An 18,879-nucleotide genomic window follows, 5' to 3' on the forward strand; every position below is an offset into this window, starting at 1 on the left:
TCTCCCAAACTGGGGCGGCGCGCTTTGGGCTCGCCGCCCCATTTTTTGTGCAATTCGTCACCCCTGAAGTGATAGGGAGTTATTTGGGCGACAAGTCGCAACGACTTTGACTTGAGCGACTGCGACAGGTTTGTGCTAGGGGCGGCTCTCGATAATGCGGACCGTCTCAGCTTCGGTAGCCATGACAACACGTCGAACTTCGCTCGACATAGCGCGAAAAATGCTCGTTGCTGGGCCACCTTGAAGCCCTTCGATATGTCGCATGGCAATGAGCATTTGCAGCTTCATATTGTATTGAGGGTTGTCGAGGGAGTTTGGCCCAACAGTGCAGAGAACCATCTCGTCTTTTTCGGTGTCCCACCGGGGTGGGAAAGCCATATTGACAAGCAATCCAGGGCAACAGAAGCTTTCCATGAAGCTATCCCCTACGCTCAGCCCGACAGGGATAAGTACTCTGTGTTTTGTCCCATTTGCGAGTTGGTTCACGCCCCAGATAAGCGGATTCCCCGTTTTGTAAGGTTTGAACGTTCTAAAAAGCGAGACAATAGCATCATGCAAATCTTTGCACTTGCCACGACCAATTATGTCAGTGGTAATCTGCGTCTCGGTGTCTGCGATAGGAAAATAGGTCCCCTTTAAACGAGTGTTGCCCAAACTGAGTGCGGATGCGTAGGCGGCTTTGTCGAGTGCAGCACGTAATCCTTCAGCGATTTCGACAGCTTGATCGAGCATCTTATCGGGAAAAGCTTCGATGAGTTTGATCTTATGAATTCGATTTCCGGTATTCGGCTCTACCTCAATGACACGAGCATAAGGCCTTTCCTTGAGAAAAGTATCGATCCCCGATGCAAGGTCATTGATATGCTCATTTGCACGGGCGACGCGTCTCTTGGCATCAGCAAAAGGGTGAACCATGTCTAATACCTTTTAGCCACAAGACGACTTCCTACGCGGGGTGATCAACATGTTCGATAAGCTGCATAAGTCGACGGAAGAGTCGAGTCCGAATGATATCGCCGACTTGATACTAGGTGGCGGTGGCGCGAAAGGTTGGGCGGTCAAACCGCCGAGCTGAACCGCCGCGCGCTTTCCTGCCGATAGGGGTCGAAGGCCGCCGCGATGCTGCGCGAATAGGGCAGGGCGTGGCTGCCGATCACCAGCATCGAATTCTCGATCGTGGCGAGGCCAGCCTCCAGAAACGGCTTCAGCCGCGGATAGGCGGCATCGAGCGCCGCCCGGTCGCAGCGGGCGCGGCCATGGCACAAAAGCTCGGAGATGATCGCCCCGCGTCGCCGGTCCTCGACGCTGCGCACGATGCCGCGCTCGGCGGTCAGATGCCCTTGCGAGAGGGCCATGCGATAGCGGCCCGAGTTCTTCTCGTTCTGCACCAAGAGGCTCGGAAAGCTGCTGATCGCCGAAGCACCGAGTCCGATCAGGATCGGCGCATTGTCCTCGGTGTAGCCCTGAAAGTTGCGGTGCAGTTGCAGGCGGCGCGCGGCCTGTGCCAGCGGATCGCCGGGCAGCGCGAAGTGATCGAAGCCGACCTGCTGATAGCCTGCCTCCACCAGCCGGTCATGCCCCAGCGCGGCCATGCGGAAGCGCACCTCCTGATCGGGCAGCTTCGAGCCGTCGATGCGTTTCTGCCGCGCGATCAGGTGCGGCACGTGGGCATAGCCGAACAGCGCGATGCGGTCCGCGCCATAGTGAGTCGCCAGATCGAGCGAGGCGGTCAGATCGTCCTCGGTCTGGCCCGGCAGGCCATACATCAGATCCATGTTGAGCGAACTGACACCCGCATCGCGCAGCAGTGTCACCGCCTTGTCGATCATTTCCAGCGGTTGCACCCGGCCGATGGCTTCCTGCAGGTGGGGAGCAAAGGTCTGCACCCCGAGGCTGGCATGGCGTGCGCCGACGCCGCCGAGCACCTGTGCCCAGCTTTCATCGAAGGTGCGCGGGTCCAGCTCGATCGAAATCAGCGGATCGTGCAGCGGGAAGCTCAGCGTCAGCTGGTCGAACAGGCGCAGGAAATCGACCGGGGCAATCGCATTGGGGCTGCCGCCGCCAAAGGCGATCCGGCGAATGCGCGCCGAGGCGGGCAGTTGCGCGGCAACCAGTTCGATCTCGCGGTGCAGCGCATCGAGATAGCTTTCGAGCCGCGAGGCGCGGTTGGCCGCGGCGGTGTTGCAGCCGCAGTACCAGCAGATTTTCTCGCAGAACGGGATGTGGACATAGAGCGAGATGTCGCCGGTCGCGCCGCGCAGCGCCTCGACATAGTCTTGCGGGCCGACCTTCTCGGTGAATTCGGCAGCGGTGGGGAAGCTGGTGTAACGGGGCACCGGCGTAGCGAGCAGTTGGGGATGATAGGGCCACATGCGCAGCGTAATGCCGTCGCTGCGGCACCGTTTCATTGCGACCGATCAAGTTTCTCGCGGCGTTTGCTGTTGCGGCACCCCTTTGCGCAGCAGGGTGACACCCCCTGCGGCAGCGGCGCGCCCTTGCCGGTGTCGATGGCCAGTTGGCCGCCCTGGCACAAGGCGAGCACGATCTGGGCCGCTTCACCCGAGCGCGGCACGGGCGCGTTGGTCAGCGCGGGAACCATGGCGATCATGGCGAAAGCTTCGGCCAAATGGCTCACTTGTGATCCTCCAGCGGTTCGTCGTCGTCATCGTCGGCCAGAATGCGCGCGGCGTCGCCTTCGGGATCGGAAAACTGGCCGTTTTTCAAAGCCCAGAAGAAGGCCGCCAGCCCCGACAGGCCGAGAAACAGCGCGACCGGGATGAGGAGCAAAAGCCCGGTCATTTCGCGGCTCTCGCCAGTCGCAGCGAGTTGGCGACCACCAGCAGCGAACTGCCCGACATCGCCAGCGCGGCGATCAGCGGCGTCACCAGCCCGGCAATCGCCAGCGGCACGGCGATCACGTTGTAAACGATCGCCAGCGTGAAGTTCTGCCGCACTACCGCCATCGTCTTGCGCGCGGTGGTCACGGCGCGGGGCAGGGCGAGCAGCGAATCCTGCACGAATACGAAGTCTGCCGCCTGCAAGCCCACGTCGCTGGCCGAGCCGGGTGCCATCGAGGCATCGGCGGAGGCCAGCGCCGGGCCGTCGTTGAGGCCGTCGCCGACCATCAGCACCGCGTGCCCGGCATTGCGCAGGCGGGCGACCATGTCCTGTTTGTCGGCGGGGAGGGCTCCGCCGATCCCGGTGAGGCCGGTGCTGCGGGCCACTTCGCCCACGGCCTCGACCCGGTCGCCCGACAGGATCGAACAGGTCACGCCGCTCGCCGCCAGCCGGGCGAGCGCTTCGCTGGTGTCGGGGCGAAGCCGGTCGGAGAAGGGCAGCAGGCGCACGGGCGCATCGCCGATCACCAGCGCCACGGCGCTGGTGCCCGCGCTTTCGGGCCGGCGCAGCGCCACGTCGATACCGCGACAGGTAGCGAATACCCCTTCGCCCGCGCGCTCCGAAACGGCTTCAAGCGGAGCGGCGACAATCCCGCGCTGGCCCAGCGCCAGGTGCAGGGCGCGCGACATCGGGTGGCGGCTGTGCGAGGCGAGCGCGAGGGCCACGGCGGCATCCTCGGCGCTGAGCGCATCGAGCGCCGTCGCATCGGGCACCGGGTGGCCCAGCGTGAGCGTGCCGGTCTTGTCGAGCAGCGCGCGGTCGACCCCGGCGAGGCGTTCGAGCGCAGAGCCGTCCTTCACCATGATCCCGGCGCGCATCAGCGCTCCCGAAGCGACCACCTGCGCCACCGGCACGGCAAGGCCAAGCGCGCAGGGGCAGGTGATGATGAGCACGGCCACACCGATCACCAGCGCCTGATAGAGGCTCGCGCCCGCGATCAGCCAGCCGATCACGGTCAGCGCTGCCAGCGAATGCACGGCCGGCGCATAGAGCCGCGAGGCGCGGTCGGCGATGCGGACATAGCGGCTGCGGTTCTGCGTGCTCGCTTCCATCAGCCGCGCGATTTCCGCCAGCGTGGTATCGTGCCCGACCTGCGATACACGCACGTCGACCGGAGAGCCGAGATTGAGCGTGCCCGCCAGCACTGCGTCGCCCTCGCCGCGCGCGATGGGGTCGCTTTCGCCGGTCAGCAGCGACTGGTCGAACCGGCTCGCGCCCCTGGCCACTGTGCCATCGGCGGCAAGGCGTTCGCCGCTCGCCACGCGCATCAGCATGCCGGGTGCGAGATCGCCAGCGGCGTGCCATTGCGTGGTGCCGTCAGCGGACACCACCAGCGCGCCCTGTGCCGCCTGGCTGAGCAGGGCATCGACCCCGGCCCGCGCGCGGTCGCGCATCATCGCATCGAGCACGCGCCCGGCGAGCAGGAAGGTCAGCAGCATCAGCGCGCCGTCGAACCAGGCATGCTTGCCGTGGGTGGCGGTTTCGTAAAGGCTGAGGCCGGTCGCAACGAGCACGCCGAGGCTGATCGGCACGTCCATATTGGTCTGCCACTTGCGCAGCGCCTTCCAGGCCGAAGCGAAGAAGGGGCGCCCCGCAAAGGCGATGGCGGGCACCGCGATCAGCGCCGACAGCCAGTGGAACATCTCGCGCGTGGTGCCCTCGGCCCCCGACCAGACGCTGACCGAGAGCAGCATCACGTTCATCGCCGCAAAGCCTGCCACCGCCAGCGGCGCCAGCAGCGGGCGCACGGCGGAGACGCGCTGGAAGGCCTTATCCGTGCGGTCCTGCGCGTCGAAGCCGATATCTTCCAGCGCCTCGACCAGCGAGCGCACCGGCAGGCCGGGTTCGTGACGGACCGTCACCATCCGCGCCGACAGGTTCACCCGTGCCCCTGCAACGCCGGGCACAGCGCCGAGCTTGCGCTCGACCTTGCTCATGCAGCCGGCGCAATGCATCCCCGGCACCGCGAGCACGGTGTCGCGCTCTTCCGGCGTCGGGGCCTGCAGGGGCACTGTACTCACAGGCGGTCCTCGCGCTTCCACACCTTGTCGCCGTCGGCGAGTTCGAGCCGGACGATCCAGCGATCGTGTTCAAGTGCTTCGTCGGACAGGAAGCTGCCGTCGGGCTGGGGGGTGAAGGTGAGGGTGATGTCGGCCTTGCGGCCGACCGGGTGACGGGCATGGGCGAGCACGGTGGCGTTCTCACCGGGGCCTTCGGCCAGCACGCGCAGCCTGCCTTCAGGCGCCTGTTCGAGCGTCACGTCCCAGCCGAGCTTCTCCTGCTCTGCCGCCGCATCGAGCCACTGGTTGAAGTTCTGGCTCGCGACATAGGAGTTTTCGACCTGGATGCCGCCGAAGGTGGAGAGGGCAAAGCCCGCCATGGTGAAGTTCACCGCCATCACCGTGCCGAAGAAGGCGACGAGAATACCGGTCATGTGCCAGCCGGTGAACTTGCGGGAGACCTTCTGCGGCATCATTCGCCTCCTGGGGCATTGAAACCGGTTTCGGTGCGGTCGCTTTCGCCCTTCTCGTCAAGCGAGGTGAGGGTGAAGGCGAAGTCGCCCGGCAGCGTATCGGCAGGTGCCGAGACATAGGCCCGCACGGTCAGCGTCTGGTCGGCAGGCACGGTGACGGTCTGCGACGGAGCCGCGTTTTCCGCAGCGATGGTGTCGCTCCACATGACCGCACCGGGCAGATCTTCGATGGCAATGAGCATCTCGCGCGGGCGGCTCTCCATGTTGCGCAGACGCAGCGTATAGGCGTTGCGGATCGAACCGTCGCTCAGCAACATGTAGGGCGGATTGCGGTCGGGCGAGACCGAAAGGTCGGTGTGGCTGCGCGTGCCGAGCGCGAACAGCAGCGCCAGGCCGATCGAGGCCCAGATGCCGAAATAGACCAGCGTGCGCGGGCGCATGATCGCCTTCATCGGCGAGCGTGCCGGCGCACCGCCCTTTTCGGCATCGCAGTCTTCCAGCGTGGCGTAGTCGATCAGACCGCGCGGGCGGCCCACTTCCTTCATCACCTTGTCGCAGGCGTCGATGCAGAGGCCGCAGGTGATGCACGAGATGTCCGGTCCCTTGCGGATATCCCACCCGGTCGGGCAGACGGCCACACATTGGTTGCAATCGATGCAATCGCCGTAAAGATCGGGGTTCTTCTCGGCCTTCTTGAGGCTGCCGCGCTTTTCGCCGCGCCAGTCCTTGTAGGTGACCAGCAGGCTCTTCTCGTCCATCAGCGCGGTCTGGATGCGCGGCCAGGGGCACATGTAGATGCACACCTGTTCGCGCATGAACCCGCCGAGCACGAAGGTGGTCAGCGTCAGCACGGCCACCGTGATATAGGCGACCGGGTCGGCCTCGCCGGCCCAGAACTCGCGCACCAGTGTGGGCGCATCGGCGAAGTACATGATCCAGGCGCCGCCGGTCCAGAACGCGATCACCAGATAGATCGTCCACTTGAGCAGGCGGCGGGCGATCTTGTTCGGTCCCCAGGGCGCCTTGTCGAGCCGCATGCGGGCGTTGCGATCACCGTCGATGAAGCGGTCGATATGCTGGAACAGGTCGGTCCAGACCGTCTGCGGGCAGGAATAGCCGCACCAGGCCCGGCCCACCGCACTGGTGACGAGGAACAGCCCGATCCCCGCCATGATGAGGAGCCCGGCCACGAAGTAGAACTCGTGCGGCCAGATCTCGATGCCGAACATGTAGAAGCGGCGGTGGGCAAGGTCGATCAGCACCGCCTGATCGGGCGCATAGGGGCCGCGGTCCCAGCGCACCCAGGGGGTGATGTAGTAGATCCCCAGCGTGATGACCATGATGGCCCACTTGAACCGGCGGAACGGACCGTCGACCCGTTTGTTGTGGACCGTCTTGCTCTGCTCGTAAAGTTGCTTTGCCGGCTGGGGCGGGCGGCCTTGGACGGGGGCGGGGCTATTCATCGACCTTGCCTTTTTCCAGCTCTATTCAGCTGGTGTTGGAGTATCCGGATCAGGTGCTGCGGGCTCTGCTGCCGCGGGCGCGACGGGGGTGGGGGTATCCTCACCACCGCCGAGCGAGTGGACATAGGCCGCCAGCATCTTGATCGTCACCGCATCGAGCCGCTCGCCCCATGCAGGCATGGCGCCGAGCTTGGGGTTGGTGACCTGCGCGATGATGTCCTCGCGGGTGCCGCCGCGCAGCCAGATCGCGTCGTTGAGCCGCGGTGCGCCGAGCGCGCGGCTGCCTTCCCCGGTCGGGCCGTGGCACAGCGCGCAGTTCTCGGAGAAGATCTGCGCCCCCGATGCGTTGGCCTCGCCCTTGCCGCTCAGCGACAGGACATAGCTCGCCAGATCGTCGAGCTGCTTGCCGCTGAAGGCCCCGGCGAAGCTGGGCATGGCGCCCGTGCGGCTGCCGGGGTGGTCGGCCTGACGCACGCCGTTGGTGATCGTGTACTCGATCGACTGAAGGTCGCCGCCCCACAGCCAGTCGTCATCGTTGAGGTTGGCATAGCCCAGCGTCTGGCTGCCTGCTGCGCCCGAACCGTGGCACTGCACGCAGTTGACCTTGAAGGCCGCCGCGCCGCCGGCGACGGCCTGCGCCATCAGCCCGGGATCGGCGGGCAGGCGCTCGATCGGCATCACCGCCAGCGCTTCGCGCACCGACAGGCGCGCCCGGTCGGCTGCGCTCATTTCCTCGGCCAGCTGGCCGCGGCTGGACCAGCCCAGCATGCCTTCACTGGCCTGCTTGAGGCCGGGGATCGCCGGATAGGCGATGACGAAGCCGATCGCCCACACGATGGTGGCGTAGAAGGTGTAGACCCACCAGCGCGGCATCGGGGTATCGAGTTCCTCGATGCCATCCCATTCGTGGCCGACGGTTTCGGTGCCCGTGGGCTCGTCGATACGCTTTTCAGCCATCGTGATCTTCCTTGAAAATGGAGTTGCGAGCATCCTCGACGTGCTGCTTCGCGCCGGGCCGGAACGGCCACAGGCAGAAGGTCAGGAACACGAGGAACATGAAGACGAGGAAATAGCTGTCGGCAAAGTGACGCAGCTGTTCGTAGAAGGTCATCGTCCCTTCTCCTTGGCCAGCTCTTCCTGCGCCGCCGCGCTGTTCACATCGACCAGCGTGCCGAGCATCTGGAGATAGGCGACCAGCGCGTCCATCTCGGTCAGCCGGTTCGGGTTGCCGTCAAAGTCACGGATCTGCGCCTTGGGATAACGCTCGGCCAGATCACCCGGATCGAGGTTCGGGTTCGCTTGCGCGAGAATATCCTGCGTCGCCTTGTCGATATCGTCTTGCGAATAAGGCACACCAACGCGGGTGAGCGCCTTCAGCGTGGCCGCCGGATCGCCGATCGCGAGGTCGGTGGTGGCGAGGAAGCCATATTGCGGCATCACGCTAACGGGCACCACCGCCTGCGGGTTGGTAAGGTGCTGTACGTGCCATTCGTCGGAGTAGCGACCGCCCACGCGGGCCAGATCCGGCCCGGTGCGCTTCGATCCCCACTGGAACGGATGGTCGTACATCGATTCCGCCGCGAGGCTGTAGTGGCCGTAGCGCTCCACCTCGTCGCGGAAGGGGCGGATCATCTGGCTGTGACAGAGATAGCACCCTTCACGGACATAGATGTCGCGTCCGGCCTGTTCGAGCGGGGTATAGGGCCGCATTCCCTCCACCTTCTCGATCGTGTTGTCGATCCAGAACAGCGGGGCGATTTCGACCAAGCCGCCGATAGCGACGGTGACGAGCACACCCACGCCCAGCAGGGTGACGTTGCGCTCGAGTTTCTTGTGACGCTCTGCGAGAGACATTGGGCTCGCTCCTATTCAGCCGGAACGGCAGTGGTGGTGGTGATCGGACGGTCGGCCTCGGGATCGTAGGCCGCATCGGTCATCGGCTTCTCGTCGCGCAGCTTGCCCGCGATGGTCATCCAGACGTTGTAGGTCATCACGATCGCACCCGAGATGTAGAGCAGGCCGCCGAAGGCACGGGCCACAAACATCGGGAACATGGCGTCCACGGTGTCGGCGAACGACCAGACGAGGTAGCCGTCGGGGCTGTATTCGCGCCACATCAGGCCCTGCATCACGCCGGCCACCCACATCGAGGCCGCGTAGAACACGATGCCGATGGTGGCGAGCCAGAAGTGCGTGTTGATCAGGCGCAGCGAGTACATCCGCTCACGCTTCCACAGACGCGGGACGAGGTAGTAAACGCAGGCGAAGGTGATCAGGCCGTTCCAGCCGAGCGCACCCGAGTGCACGTGGCCAATGGTCCAGTCGGTATAGTGGCTCAGCGAGTTGACCGCCTTGATCGACAGCATCGGGCCTTCGAAGGTGCTCATGCCGTAGAAGGCCAGCGCCATCACCATCATGCGGATGATCGGATCGGTGCGGATCTTGTCCCAGGCGCCGTTGAGCGTCATCAGGCCGTTGATCATGCCGCCCCAGCTGGGCATCCACAGGATGATCGAGAACACCATGCCGAGCGTCTGCGCCCAGTCGGGCAGCGCGGTATAGTGCAGGTGGTGCGGACCCGCCCAGATGTAGAGGAAGATCAGCGACCAGAAGTGGATGATCGACAGCCGGTAGCTGTAGACCGGGCGTTCGGCCTGCTTCGGCACGAAGTAGTACATCATCGCGAGGAAGCCCGCGGTGAGGAAGAAGCCCACGGCGTTGTGGCCATACCACCACTGGGTCAGCGCATCCTGCACGCCGGCAAAGGCGCTGTAGCTCTTGGCGCCCAGCAGGCTCACCGGCATGGCCAGGTTGTTGACGATGTGCAGCATCGCGATGGTGATGATGAAGGCGAGGTAGAACCAGTTGGCCACATAAATATGCGGCTCGCTGCGCTTCAGGATCGTGCCGATGAACACGGCTGCATAGGCGACCCACACGATGGTCAGCCACAGATCGACGTACCATTCGGGCTCGGCATATTCGCGGCTCTGGGTAACGCCCAGCAGATAGCCGGTGGCGGCGAGCACGATGAACAGCTGATAGCCCCAGAACACGAAGCGGGCGACGCCGGGCAGCGCCAGGCGCGCACGGCAGGTGCGCTGCACGACGTAGAAGCTGGTCGCGATCAGGGCATTGCCGCCGAACGCGAAGATCACCGCGCTGGTGTGCAGCGGGCGCAGCCGTCCGAAGTTGAGGTATGGTTCGAAGTTCAGCACCGGGAAGGCGAGCTGAAGGGCGATGAACAGGCCTGCGGCCAGCCCCGCGATACCCCAGAACATTGTCGCGATGACGCCCCAGCGAACCGGGTCGTCGTCATAGCGCGAGGCCAGCTCGGGCATGTTGAGCGCCTTGCGCGCAGCCCCGACCGGGTCGAAGCGCGTCGCTCCGCTAATGGCAATGGCCAGGCCTACGATGCCGACAATCACCGCGTGCGCGGCAAAACCCGCGTCCTTGGCGAATGCGGCGACGACGAGGGCGAGGACGATCAGGCCGAAACCGGCTAGTGACCGGCCCAGTGCTGCTTCCGCGTGCATAGTCTTCTCCGTGTTGGAACTTGTTAGCGCCGTAGGATCGGCTCTAGGCCGTTACTTTGATCGAACGCAAGGAACGAAAATTGATCAGGCGGCGGGAGCGAAGGCCCCGGCCTGAGCGGCAAGACGAACGGGGTCGCTCAGCCGCACCTGGGTGCGCGATGGGGTGGCGATAAGGCCGAGGTCGCGCAGTTTGGAAAACTGCCGACTCACCGTCTCGACGGTCAGGCCGAGGCAATCGGCAATTTCCTTGCGCGTCATTTCCAGCGTGAGCGTGCGCCCGTCGGCCTGCGCCACCTGTTCGATTTCGCGCATCGAAAGCAGGAAACTGGCGACCCGCTCGGTCGCGCTGCGGCGGCCCATGGCCACGAGATTGGCGCGGGTACGCTGGAGCGCGGCCAGCGAGCAACGGGCCAAGACCTCGTTCAGCATCGGCGCCCGCCGCTCCAGCGCGCGCAGCGCCTCGGCCTCGAACACCAGCAGGCTGGCCGCGCGAATCGCCACCAGCCGATAGGTGTAGAGCCCTTCGCGCGGCAGGGTGAGGCAATCGCCGCAGAACTGAAAGGCGACGATCTGGCCTTCGCCGGCGGGGTCGAACGCGACAAGCTTGGTCGGACCGTGGGCGACGAAGACGAGATGATCGCGCGTGACATCGAGCGTGGTCATCTGGCGGCGCGGCACGGTGTGCATGCTGGCCAGCGCGCGCAGCTGCTGCACCAGCGTCGCAGGGGCGCCGGCGGGCAGGTGTTGCCCGGCGAAGCAATCGAAAGCATCGTTCAAAGTCACCGCGGTACGCTCGAACCTTTTCATGAGTATTCGAGCCTTGAATTGTGCGGATTTTGCTTTCGCCGCGTTGATCCAGCGCAAATTTGACCGGGGGCAAGGATGGCCGTTCGATTGCCCGGCATCTGGCCTCTCGTACCGCGGTTCGTTCCCGATCACACAGGGTGATCGCCGCGGCGCAGCAACGGAAAGAAAGACCGATGAAAAAAACTGCCTATCTCGGCGCGGCTGCGATCGCCGCATTCGCCGCAAGCCTTGCCGCCCCGGCTGCCGCTCAGGACGCCGGCACGATCGAGGTCAAGGTTCTCGGCACGGCGGTTCTGCCCAATGGCAAGATCGATTCGATCGAGGGCGGCACGCTCGCCACCACCGTGGAGGGCCTCGGCGTCCAGACCGAAGCGAGCGACAACTTCGTGCCTACCGTTGCGGTTGAGTACTTCTTCTCGCCCAACGTCTCGGTGGAGACGATCTGCTGCGTGACCGCGCACCATGTCGATGCGACGGCGCCTGCCGCGCTTGCCGGCGGTAATCTCGTCGACAAGATCCACATCATTCCGGCCACCTTCACGCTGAAGTATCACATCGGCGCGCCGGGCAGCATTCGCCCCTATGTCGGTGCCGGTCCGACCTACTTCCTGTTCATCAAGGACGAAGTGGGCGCCGGAGCAACCGCCGCTCTGGGCGCGACCGACGTCAAGATCGACGATACGTTCGGCCTTGCGCTGCAGGCGGGTGTCGACATTCCGCTGAACGATGCTTTCCTGCTGTCGTTCGATGCCAAGCGGTATTTCGTGAAGCCGAATGCGCACTTCTACAACGCAACCGGGACCGAAGTGCTGGAGACCCATCACAAGCTCGATCCGTGGGTGCTGAGCGCAGGCGTCGGTTTCCGCTTCTGACCGGAAGCGGGTGCGGGTTGAGAAGCCGGGCCGGCTCTCTCAGCCCGCAATCGCCTCAAGCGCGCCGTGATCGCGGATCGTCACCTCACGCCGGGTCGGCAGGTCGATGATCCCGTCGCGGCGCAACTGGGTCATCTGGCGGCTCACGGTCTCGATGGTGAGGCCGAGAATGTCGCCGATCTGCTGCCGGGTGAAGGGCAGTTCGAAATGCTCCGCCGAGTTCTTGCGATCGCTGTGTTCGCAGGCGGTATCGGCCAGACGTTCCGCCATTTCGAGCAGGAACGTGGCGACCTTTTCTTCCGCCGTCTTGCGCGAAAGCAGCAGCATCCACTTGCGGGTGCGGTCCAGCTCTCCAAGCGTGCGGGTCAGCAGCTTGTGTTCGAGCGCCGGGTGTTCGGCGGCGAAACGGTCGAAATCGGCGCGTCCGAACACGCAGACATTGGCCGTGGTCAGCGCGGTGATCGAATGGCTGGTGGTGGCGCCGAAGGGCCGCCCGATGAAGTCCGCCGGATAGACCACGCCGACGATCTGCTCGCGCCCGTCTTCGGTGCCGGTGGTGAGCTTGAGGATACCCTCGATGACATTGGCCACCAGCACCGACTGGTCGCCTTCCCAGACCAGCGATTCGCCCGGTTCGAGCTGGCGACGCCGACCGATCGCGTTCAGCGCCTCGATCTCCTTGGCATCGAGCGCCGCGCAAATGGCGCTGTTGCGCACCAGGCATGTATCACAGTAGCTCATGACTGGCCGGTATCACTGTTTCAACCCTGCCTCAATCGCTCATAGACTTTGTTTGCTTGCCGCCCGAGAGTAAACTTGCAAAGCCGGATAGTCCGGATTTTCGAGCATGCAGGATTTGAGGAAGTCTTCGACCAGGTCGGCTGATAGGCTGGTCAGGCTGGGCTTGCGGTAGAATTCGAGATCCCAGTCGACGAGGGGCAGGATCAAGATAACGTTCTCGCGCATGGATGGCGGCAGGATGGCATCGGTCAGCGAGGCCACGGCCACACCGCGTTCGAGCATGGCAGCCATGACATCGTAGTATTCCGTGTGGCAGACCACCTTGGCCGGGCGCACGCCATGATCGGCCAGTGTGATCAGCTTCTCGCGTTGCTGCTTGCTGCCGGCAGGAGGAAGCACGAAGGGCAATGCGCTGACCCGCGCCGGATCGAGCGGCAGCGCCTCGCCTTCGACGAGCCGCCGATGAGCGTAAATGCCACCTTGCACTCGCGCCAGCTTTTCGTGCAGCGGCTCAGGTGGCAGGTCAACGGGGCGGTTGATCATCGCGAAGTCGTAGTGGCCGGTGGACGTCGTGCCGACCATGTCGTGCGAGGGCGGCTGGGTGTTGAATGACAGGTCGATCATCGGGTTTTGGGTCAGGAACCGGTCGAGCTGCGGCCGTACGTAGTTGTCGAAATTGCCCTGCCCGACCAGCAACCGGTAGCGCACCGGTGCGGCCTCAGGTGAGGCCCGGCGGCGATGGCCGGCGAGTTTGTGAGCCGCCCTCTCGAAGTCGCCCAGGTCATCGTAAAACGCCTGCCCGTCGGCGGTGAGAATTGGGCGCTGGCCGGGCTTGCGATCGAGCAGCCGGCGGCCGAGCTGTTCCTCAAGCGTCTTGATCTGGCTGCTGACCGACGCCTGCGAAATGCCCAGCCCATCGGCAGTCGCGCGAAAGCTGCCAGTGGCAGCAAGCTGCGAGAAGACCTCCAGCTGTCGCAGGGTGAAAGGCATAACTGGCATTATGGGATAATGCCTGAGACATAACCTGACAGCAATATCCTATGATCACTTCGCGATGCGTTGCCGGACTGCCTGCACGCGCTCTACCCCACAAGGAACACGATGGGAGAGAGTACATGGGATATTCGCGGAAGCCGCCGCTGGGGCGCTCTGGTGCCTTGTGGGCTGCCGGTGTAAGCGCGCTGGCCTTGCTCACGCCGCAGAGCGGAGCGCTGGCGCAGGATGAGGATGGCGGCACTGCGCCCGATGATCGCATCGTGGTGACCGGCTCGCGCATCGCCAGCGACGGGATGGCGGCACCGGTGCCGATCACGGTGGTGCAGGCCGATGCCATCGAAGCCTTGTCACCCGGCCCGCTCGTCACCGGCGTGACCCAGTTGCCGCAGTTTGCGGGCAGCGAAACGCCCAATTCGGGCGATTTCTTCACCCGCTCCGGCTATGGCTCGCTCAACCTGCGCGGCCTGGGCGTGAACCGCACGCTGACATTGCTCGACGGGCGCCGGATGCCCGCAGCCAGCGCCTTTGGCGGGGTCGACATCAACCTGTTTCCTGAGTCCATGATCCGCTCGGTCGAGACGGTCACCGGCGGCGCCTCGGCAGCCTATGGCTCGGACGCGGTGGCAGGCGTGGTCAACTTCATCCTCGATACCGACTTCACCGGCATCAAGATGTCGGTGACGGGCGGGGTGACCGACCGTGGCGACGGCGAGAACTACGAGCTGTCGGGCGCATACGGCACCGACTTCGCCGGTGGCCGCGGCCACTTTCAGGTCAGCGGCGAGTATTTCAACCAGGAGGGCATCTTCAACTACGATGGCCGCGACTGGTATCAGGCATATGGCACCTTCGGGGCCGGGACGGAGGCAGCGCCCTATCGCTTCGTGCCGGGGACCGTTTCGGCCAATGCCAGCTTCGACGGGCGCATCTTCGCGCCGGGCACCGCGATCAACGGGCTGGCCTTCGATCGCGACGGCAACGTGGCCCCGTTCGAGCCGGGGACGCAAAGCCAGTTCGGTTATGGCATTCCGCCCGCGCGCACGGCGGGCAACCCGGCGCTCGACGATCTCAGCTCCGAGGTGCTGACGCTCTATCCCGACCTCGAACGCTATTCGGTCTTTGCCTATGGCGACTACGAACTGAGCGACAGTGTGAAGGTCTTCGCACAGTACATTCACGGGCGCACCGAAGTGCAGCAGTACAACGCCCCGCGCGGCAGCTTCGGCGGCACGCCCACCACGCTGACGATCTTCCAGGACAACGCCTTCCTGCCCGACGACCTGCGTCAGACAATGGCCAGCAACAACATCCAGAGCTTCACCCTGCGCCGGATGGGCAGCATCGAGGATATCGGCAACTCTTCGCTGAACGATCGCATTACCCAGCATATCGCCACCGTGGGGCTGGACGTGGAGCTTGCCACCGGCGGCCTGTTCGACGGCTGGGATCTCGGCACCTTCTACCAGTATGGCCATTCGCAGCGGCGCTGGAAGCAGCGCGGGCTGCGGGTGGACCGGATCTTCGCGGCGGTCGATGCGGTGGATGACGGGAGCGGCAACATCGTGTGCCGCACCTCGCTGTTCGGAGACGCCTTCCCCGGTTGCCAGCCGATCAACCTGTTCGGGCGCGGCAATGCCAGCGCTGCGGCGGTCGACTATGTCACCAGCTTCGAGCCGGGGCAGCAGATCACCACCGACCTGTTCTTTGCCGACGACGGCTACGACAGCGGCCGCAGCTACAGCTACACCACCGACGACGCCAAGGTGAACCTCACCACATTCGAACAGCACTATGCCGAGGTTTCGGCTTCGGGTGAGATCGTCGATCTGTGGGCGGGTCCGCTGGCGGCGGCCTTCGGTGGCTCGTTCCGCGAGGACTCGATCCTGCAACTGGTGCAGGACGTGACCAACCCTGCCTCCGACCACGAGAGCGGCCATCCGGTGCTGTGCAGCGGCGAGGCACCCGGCCTGCGCGGGGTCAGCGCGGCGGACTGCGCCAACACCGTGGGCGTGCAATATTCCAAGGTCTCCAACATCAAGGGCTCGTCGCGGGTGTGGGAGGCCTTCGGCGAGCTGCTGATGCCGCTGGTCGACACCGATGGGTTCACCGCCAATGCCAATGTCGCGGCGCGCTGGGCCAACTATTCGGGTTCGGGCAGCGTCTGGGCCTATAAGGGCGGCATCGAATTCGGCTTTGCCGACAGCCTGCGCCTGCGCGGCACCTATTCGCGCGACGTGCGTGCCGGCAACCTGTCGGAGCGCTTCGACAAGACCGGCGGCACCACCACCATCACCGATCCGCGCCCCGGCTTCACGCAGAACTGCGATCAGGCCGGCGCCGATGTGCCTGCCAGCGACGGGCCGGAGGTTTGCAGTGTCACCCGGTTTTCGGGCGGCAATCCGGCGGTCGCGCCCGAGGAGGCCGACACCTTCACCGTGGGCGCGGTGTTCACGCCCGATTTCCTGCCCGGTCTCGCGCTCTCGCTCGACTACTACGATGTCTCGATTTCGGGCGCGATCGGGCAGGTCGGGACGCAGGAGGTGGTCAACCGCTGTCTGGTGCAGAACGTGCAGCAGTTCTGCGACCTCGTCACGCTCGACCCGAACAACGACACCATCACGCTGGTGGGCGACGTGTTCGTGAACGTTGCGGAAAGCGCGGTGCGCGGGCTCGACTTCGAGGGCAGCTATCGCACCCCGCTGACGCTGCTTGGCGGCGACGAGGATATCGGGGTGCGCCTGTTCAGCTCGTGGTTGCTCGAACGCTCGGAAACCGATGCCAACGGCAACTATATCGACCGGGCCGGGCAGACCGGCGCGCGGCAGGGCGATCAGGTCTACTTCCCCTATGCCGATTTCCGCGCCACCGCTTCGCTCACCTATCGCAACGGCGGGCTCTCGGCGCTGTTTCAGGCGCGCCATATCGGCAGCGGCATTCAGGATGTGACGCAGACCGAAGGCGTCACCATCGAGAACAACCGGGTGAGCCCGGTGACCTATCTCGATCTCAGGCTGGGTTACAGCTTCGACCTCGGCGGAACCGAGCTGGAGGTGTTCGGCAACGTCACCAATCTGGGCGATGCCGGGCCGCCGGTCACGCCGTCGTTCAGCGCATTCACCGGCTATGCCAGGCAGCACAACGCGGCCGTCTATGACCTGCTGGGCCGGCGCTATACGCTGGGGGTGAAGCTGCGCATGTAGCGAACTGCCTGCATAGTCAGGCATAAGGCAGGCCGGGCCACGCGCATTTTACCCCGGCGCGGGTCCGGCCACACGATGGAACGGCAAGAAGGGCATAAGGCGATGACTGGCAGCACAAGAAGCGGACAGATCACAAGGCGGCAGGCGCTCGCCGGGGCGGCAGGCGTCGGCATGCTGGCGGCGGCCTCTCCCGCGCTCGGCCTCGGCAGCGGGCGCAAGCCCAACTTCCTGTTCATCATGGCCGACGATTTCGGCTGGGCCGATGCCTCGTGCTACGGACGGCGCGAATACCAGACCCCGGCCATCGACAGCCTCGCTGCACAGGGCATGCAGTTCATGCACGGCTATGCCAATTCGGCGGTCTGCTCCTCGACCCGCGTGGGCCTGATCACGGGGCGTTATCAGTATCGCCTGCCGGTGGGGCTGGAGGAGCCGCTGTCGAACCCCGAGCTTGGCCTCGAACCGAGCGAGCCGACGCTGCCTGCGCTGCTGAAGCAGCAGGGCTATCACACCGCGCTGGTGGGCAAGTGGCATATGGGGCTGCTGCCGAAGTATGGCCCGCTGCAAAGCGGCTATGACGAGTTCTGGGGCAACCGCGGCGGCGGGGTCGACTACTTCACGCACAAGGTCGCAGGGCACCATGACCTGTGGGATGGCGACGTCGAGGTTCACGAGCACGGCTACTACACCGATCTCCTGGCCGACCGCTCGATCGAATACCTCGAAGCGCGTGCGAAGGAGGACAAGCCCTGGCTCCTCAGCCTGCACTTCACCGCCGCGCACTGGCCGTGGGAGGGCAACAACGAGGCCGGTCGCGCCGAAAGCGCGCGGCTCGATGCCAAGGGCCCGGATGGCGGCGATAACCTCAACATCATGCACTACGATGGCGGCAGCATGGAAATCTATGCCGACATGGTGACCAGCATGGACGCCAACATCGGCAGGATCATGGAACGGCTCTACGAGCTGGGCATGGACGATAATACCGTGGTCGTCTTCACCAGCGACAACGGCGGCGAACGCTTCAGTCACAACTGGCCGTTCACCGGCATCAAGACCGAACTGCTCGAAGGCGGCATCCGGGTGCCGTTCATCGTGCGCTGGCCGGGGCTGACACCGCCGGGCAGCACCAGCGACGTGCCGGTGATCTCGATGGACGTGCTTCCCACCTTTCTCGCTGCCGCGGGCGGTGCGCCGGCACCGAGCCGACCGACCGACGGGATGGACCTGATCCCCGCGCTGATGGGCGCAACACCGCCCGACCGTCCGCTTTACTGGCGCTACTGGTCGAAGGACCAGAAGGCGGTACGGCTGGGCGAATACAAATATCTGAAGATCGGCCCCAACGAATTCCTGTTCAACGTGATCGATGACCCGCGCGAGAGGGCCAACCTCAAGGACCGGATGCCCGGGAAGTTCGCGCAGCTGAAGGCGATGCATGCCGCGTGGAACGCCGATATGCTGTTCGACCCCAACGCGCGCAGTTATGGAATGGACGCAGAGCACCTCGCGGATCACTACAACTGGAACGACTGACAGCTCGCGCAATCGGCGCAGGGTGACACGCTTGCGCTGTTGCCCTGACCACCGGCAAGGTCCATGATCGGCCCGATGCGCGATTTGTCGAACAGGTGCAGGCAGATGTCTTCGCGCGGGAGGCGGTCAGCCCATGCGAAGCGCTGAACCCGGCGCGGCGCGGCGGCTCAACTGGAAGCTGATCGTGGTGCTGGTCGTGGCCCATGTGCTGGGGCTGATCGGCCTTGCCCACCTGTTCGCTCCCAATCTCACCGCCGCCGTGATGGACCGGGCCACCGCGCTGGTGACGGTCACCGTCTCGACCTACGAGGAACCGAAGCCTGAACCCACGCCGCCGCCAGTGGCCACGCCCGAACC

Annotated in this window: 17 protein-coding genes and 1 pseudogene; 4 read left to right on the top strand and 14 right to left on the bottom strand. The window is 64.8% G+C overall.

Going from position 1 to position 18,879, the window contains the following annotated elements; all coding sequences use genetic code 11:
- Positions 1-135: 135 nt before the first annotated feature.
- The 12 genes from D2V17_RS05880 to D2V17_RS05935 all read right to left on the bottom strand — a co-directional run bounded on the left by D2V17_RS05880 (position 136) and on the right by D2V17_RS05935 (position 11,177).
- The gene (locus D2V17_RS05880; RefSeq protein WP_119592167.1) at positions 136-915 is read right to left on the bottom strand and encodes a hypothetical protein; all 780 of its coding nucleotides are present in this window, start codon (positions 913-915) and stop codon (positions 136-138) included.
- Between the two features lie 143 nt (positions 916-1,058).
- Positions 1,059-2,372, bottom strand: coding sequence for an oxygen-independent coproporphyrinogen III oxidase (gene hemN / locus D2V17_RS05885; protein WP_119592168.1), 1,314 nt, complete (start codon positions 2,370-2,372; stop codon positions 1,059-1,061).
- A 32-nt stretch (positions 2,373-2,404) separates the two neighbouring features.
- Entirely contained in the window at positions 2,405-2,635 is a 231-nt protein-coding gene (locus D2V17_RS05890) for a hypothetical protein (protein WP_119592169.1), read from the bottom strand.
- The gene (gene ccoS / locus D2V17_RS05895) at positions 2,632-2,799 is read right to left on the bottom strand and encodes a cbb3-type cytochrome oxidase assembly protein CcoS (RefSeq protein ID WP_119592171.1); all 168 of its coding nucleotides are present in this window, start codon (positions 2,797-2,799) and stop codon (positions 2,632-2,634) included. Before ccoS ends, D2V17_RS05890 begins: the two co-directional genes overlap by 4 nt.
- On the bottom strand, positions 2,796-4,919 hold the full coding sequence (locus D2V17_RS05900; protein WP_119592173.1) for a heavy metal translocating P-type ATPase: 2,124 nt from the start codon (positions 4,917-4,919) through the stop codon (positions 2,796-2,798). The genes ccoS and D2V17_RS05900 overlap by 4 nt, the downstream gene beginning before the upstream one ends.
- Positions 4,916-5,371, bottom strand: a complete 456-nt coding sequence (locus D2V17_RS05905; protein ID WP_191229094.1) for a FixH family protein — start codon at positions 5,369-5,371, stop codon at positions 4,916-4,918. Before D2V17_RS05905 ends, D2V17_RS05900 begins: the two co-directional genes overlap by 4 nt.
- Positions 5,371-6,834: a cytochrome c oxidase accessory protein CcoG gene (ccoG, locus tag D2V17_RS05910; protein ID WP_119592175.1), complete on the bottom strand. Its 1,464-nt coding sequence runs from the start codon at positions 6,832-6,834 to the stop codon at positions 5,371-5,373. Before ccoG ends, D2V17_RS05905 begins: the two co-directional genes overlap by 1 nt.
- Before the next feature lie 21 nt (positions 6,835-6,855).
- The gene (gene ccoP / locus D2V17_RS05915) at positions 6,856-7,791 is read right to left on the bottom strand and encodes a cytochrome-c oxidase, cbb3-type subunit III (RefSeq protein ID WP_119592177.1); all 936 of its coding nucleotides are present in this window, start codon (positions 7,789-7,791) and stop codon (positions 6,856-6,858) included.
- Entirely contained in the window at positions 7,784-7,945 is a 162-nt protein-coding gene (locus D2V17_RS05920; RefSeq protein WP_119592178.1) for a cbb3-type cytochrome c oxidase subunit 3, read from the bottom strand. Before D2V17_RS05920 ends, ccoP begins: the two co-directional genes overlap by 8 nt.
- On the bottom strand, positions 7,942-8,688 hold the full coding sequence (gene ccoO, locus D2V17_RS05925) for a cytochrome-c oxidase, cbb3-type subunit II (protein WP_119592179.1): 747 nt from the start codon (positions 8,686-8,688) through the stop codon (positions 7,942-7,944). The genes D2V17_RS05920 and ccoO overlap by 4 nt, the downstream gene beginning before the upstream one ends.
- An 11-nt stretch (positions 8,689-8,699) precedes the next feature.
- On the bottom strand, positions 8,700-10,370 hold the full coding sequence (ccoN, locus tag D2V17_RS05930) for a cytochrome-c oxidase, cbb3-type subunit I (protein WP_119592180.1): 1,671 nt from the start codon (positions 10,368-10,370) through the stop codon (positions 8,700-8,702).
- Between the two features lie 84 nt (positions 10,371-10,454).
- Positions 10,455-11,177 (bottom strand): Crp/Fnr family transcriptional regulator, encoded by a 723-nt coding sequence (locus D2V17_RS05935; protein ID WP_147367250.1) that lies wholly within the window; start codon positions 11,175-11,177, stop codon positions 10,455-10,457.
- A gap of 173 nt (positions 11,178-11,350) precedes the next feature.
- Between D2V17_RS05935 and D2V17_RS05940 the strand changes: the two genes are divergently transcribed.
- Positions 11,351-12,049: an OmpW/AlkL family protein gene (locus D2V17_RS05940; RefSeq protein ID WP_119592183.1), complete on the top strand. Its 699-nt coding sequence runs from the start codon at positions 11,351-11,353 to the stop codon at positions 12,047-12,049.
- 39 nt (positions 12,050-12,088) lie between these two features.
- On the opposite strand, the gene D2V17_RS05945 is transcribed toward D2V17_RS05940, so the two are convergent.
- Both D2V17_RS05945 and D2V17_RS05950 read right to left on the bottom strand, forming a co-directional pair.
- The gene (locus tag D2V17_RS05945; RefSeq protein ID WP_119592184.1) at positions 12,089-12,790 is read right to left on the bottom strand and encodes a Crp/Fnr family transcriptional regulator; all 702 of its coding nucleotides are present in this window, start codon (positions 12,788-12,790) and stop codon (positions 12,089-12,091) included.
- A 39-nt stretch (positions 12,791-12,829) separates the two neighbouring features.
- A complete protein-coding gene (locus D2V17_RS05950; protein ID WP_119592185.1) occupies positions 12,830-13,789 on the bottom strand; it encodes a LysR family transcriptional regulator in 960 nt (319 codons plus the stop codon).
- A gap of 116 nt (positions 13,790-13,905) precedes the next feature.
- Between D2V17_RS05950 and D2V17_RS05955 the strand changes: the two genes are divergently transcribed.
- The 3 genes and pseudogenes from D2V17_RS05955 to D2V17_RS05965 all read left to right on the top strand — a co-directional run.
- Positions 13,906-16,986, top strand: a complete 3,081-nt coding sequence (locus D2V17_RS05955; RefSeq protein ID WP_191229095.1) for a TonB-dependent receptor domain-containing protein — start codon at positions 13,906-13,908, stop codon at positions 16,984-16,986.
- A 102-nt stretch (positions 16,987-17,088) separates the two neighbouring features.
- Complete coding sequence (locus tag D2V17_RS05960) at positions 17,089-18,522, top strand: sulfatase-like hydrolase/transferase (RefSeq protein WP_119592188.1); 1,434 nt, start codon at positions 17,089-17,091, stop codon at positions 18,520-18,522.
- Between the two features lie 133 nt (positions 18,523-18,655).
- Positions 18,656-18,879: pseudogene (locus D2V17_RS05965) on the top strand (hypothetical protein); the annotation flags it as partial.

It is taken from the genome of Aurantiacibacter xanthus (assembly GCF_003584015.1).
Lineage (GTDB): Bacteria > Pseudomonadota > Alphaproteobacteria > Sphingomonadales > Sphingomonadaceae > Alteraurantiacibacter > Alteraurantiacibacter xanthus.